Here is a 2,709-nt window from a genome sequence, read left to right as displayed (position 1 = left end):
CCTCCCGGAGGCATCCCCCCACCGCGTGCTGACCGGGGACACCCCTGCCGGCTCCACCCCCTCCGACGGCGCGAAGCCCCGGGACGCCGTGGACGCCGACCTGTGGCGCCTGCTCCACCGCCGGCTCGTCGTCGGCCGTCGCTACAACACCGCCGCCACCGCCCTCACCCGCCAGGGCCGGCTCGCCGTCTACCCCTCCTCCACCGGCCAGGAGGCCTGCCAGGTCGCCGCCGCCCTCGCCCTCACCGACCGCGACTGGCTCTTCCCCAGCTACCGCGACACCCTCGCCGTGGTCAGCCGCGGCGTGGACCCGGTCGAGGCGCTGACCCTGCTGCGCGGCGATCGCCACAGCGGCTGGGACCCCCGTCGCCGGCGCGTCGCCCCCCTCTCCACCCCGCTGGCCACCCAGCTCCCGCACGCCGTCGGCCTCGCCCGCGCCGCCCGGCTGCGCGGCGACGACACGGTCGCCCTCGCCATGGTCGGCGACGGCGGAACCTCCGAGGGCGACTTCCACGAGGCGCTGAACTTCGCCGCCGTCTGGCGCGCACCCGTGGTCTTCCTCGTGCAGAACAACCGCTTCGCGATCTCCGTGCCGCTCGCCAAGCAGACCGCCGCCCCCACCCTCGCCCACAAGGCCGTCGGCTACGGCATGCCCGGCCGCCTGGTGGACGGCAACGACGCCCCCGCCGTCCACGAGGTGCTGGTCGAGGCCGTCGAACGCGCCCGATCCGGCGGCGGCCCCACCCTGGTGGAGGCCCTCACCTACCGCATCGACGCCCACACCAACGCCGACGACGCCGGCCGCTACCGCGACGAGGCCGAGGTCGAGGCGTGGCGCGAGCGCGACCCGCTGCGCCTGCTGGAGGACGCGCTGCGCGCCCGCGGCGAACTGGACGGGGACCACCTGCGCCGCGCCGAGGAGGAGGCGGAGGCGCTGGTCGGCCGCATGCGCGAACACCTCGGCGCCGATCCCCGTCTCGACCCCGACGACCTCTTCGCCCACGTCTACGCCGAACCCACCCCCCAACTCCTGGAACAGCGCGACCTGCTGCGCGCCGAACTGGCCGCAGCCGGGCCCGACCCCGCGGGCTCCACCGGCCGGGACGTGCCCGCCGACGCCCCCTCGGAGCGTGCCGCATGACCACCCGTACCGCGTCCGCCGCCGCGCCCGCGCCCACCGGGCCGCGCCCCGTCACCATGGCCGCCGCCCTCAACCGCGCCCTGCGCGACGCCCTCGCCGAGGACCCCGACGTCCTGGTCATGGGCGAGGACGTGGGAACCCTCGGCGGCGTCTTCCGCATCACCGACGGCCTCGCCGCCGAGTTCGGCGAGGACCGCTGCTCCGACACCCCCCTCGCCGAGGCCGGCATCCTCGGCACCGCCGTCGGCATGGCCATGTACGGGATGCGGCCGGTCGTCGAGATGCAGTTCGACGCCTTCGCGTACCCCGCCTTCGAACAACTCGTCTCGCACGTCGCCAAGATGCGCAACCGCACCTCCGGCGCCCTCCACCTGCCGCTGACCATCCGCATCCCCTACGGCGGCGGCATCGGCGGGGTCGAGCACCACAGCGACGCCTCCGAGATCTACTGGATGGCCACCCCCGGCCTGCACGTCGTCGCCCCCGCCGGCGTCGCCGACGCCTACGGCCTGCTGCGGAAAGCCATCGCCTCCGACGACCCGGTGGTGTTCCTGGAGCCCAAGCGGCTGTACTGGTCCAAGGACACCTTCGACCCCGACGCCCCGCCCGCCGTCGAGCCGTTCGGCCGCGCGGTGGTGCGCCGTCCCGGCACCTCCCTGACCCTCATCACCTACGGCACCGGTGTGCCGGTGTGCCTGGAGGCGGCCGAGGCCGCCGGCGCCGAGGGCTGGGACGTGGAGGTCGTCGACCTGCGCACCCTGGTGCCCTTCGACGACGAGACCGTGTGCGCCTCCGTGCGCCGCACCGGACGCGCGATCGTCGTCCACGAGGCGTCCGGCTTCGCCGGCCCCGGGGCGGAGATCGCCGCCCGGGTCACCGAGCGCTGCTTCCACCACCTGCACGCCCCCGTGCTGCGGGTCACCGGCTTCGACATCCCCTATCCGCCGCCGATGCAGGAACACCACCACCTGCCCGACACCGAGCGGATCCTGGACGCCATGGCGCGCCTGCAGTGGGAGGCGGAGTACCGGGAGACCGACGGTGCCGCCGCACGTCCGACCGGTCGCCGGGACGGGGGTGACGGTCGTGGCCGAGGTGCGTGAGTTCCTGCTGCCCGACCTGGGCGAGGGACTGCCCGGTGCCGAGATCGTGCGCTGGCTGGTCGAGGTCGGCGACGCCGTCGCCGTCGACCAGCCGGTGGTGGAGGTCGAGACCGCCAAGGCGCAGGTCGAGGTGCCCTGCCCGTGGGCCGGTGTGATCACCGCCCGGCACGGTGACGAGGGCGAGGAGGTGCCCGTCGGCGCCCCGCTCGTGGCCGTGGCGGTCGGAGCCGCCCCCGGCGCGGCCCCCGCTCCGGCCGCCGACCCGGGCGAGGGACCCGGCGCCGACACCGACGCCTCCCGGGGCGGCTCGGGGCGGGTCCTGGTGGGCTACGGCACCGCCGATCCCGCCGTCCGCGACGGCTCGGGCGGGCGACGCGCCCGCCGCTCCCGGGCGTTCGCCCTGGTCGGGGCGGGCGGCCCGGCGACGCCGGCCGCGACCGGCGCGAACGGTTCCCGCCCCGCCCC

Annotated in this window: 3 protein-coding genes; all 3 read left to right on the top strand. The window is 76.3% G+C overall.

Annotated elements, in window-relative coordinates:
- Positions 1 to 1,141: pyruvate dehydrogenase (acetyl-transferring) E1 component subunit alpha (pdhA, locus tag FOE67_RS22120; protein WP_182666599.1), on the top strand; the 1,141-nt coding region annotated here is incomplete at its 5' end.
- Entirely contained in the window at positions 1,138 to 2,244 is a 1,107-nt protein-coding gene (locus tag FOE67_RS22115; protein WP_182666598.1) for an alpha-ketoacid dehydrogenase subunit beta, read from the top strand. The genes pdhA and FOE67_RS22115, both read left to right, overlap by 4 nt.
- The coding region (locus FOE67_RS22110; protein ID WP_323385276.1) for a biotin/lipoyl-containing protein at positions 2,228 to 2,709 on the top strand (482 nt) is incomplete at its 3' end. The genes FOE67_RS22115 and FOE67_RS22110, both read left to right, overlap by 17 nt.

The organism is Streptomyces calidiresistens (genome assembly GCF_014141525.1).
In the GTDB taxonomy this organism is placed as follows: Bacteria; Actinomycetota; Actinomycetes; order Streptomycetales; family Streptomycetaceae; genus Streptomyces; species Streptomyces calidiresistens.
Note: the sequence above shows the minus strand (reverse complement) of the source record. Positions and strands in the feature narration are given on the sequence as shown.

Bases quoted from the DNA above. Each gene is read 5' to 3' on its own strand.
- FOE67_RS22115 (WP_182666598.1), top strand. From the start codon at position 1,138: ATGACCACCCGTACCGCGTCCGCCGCCGCGCCCGCGCCCACCGGGCCG.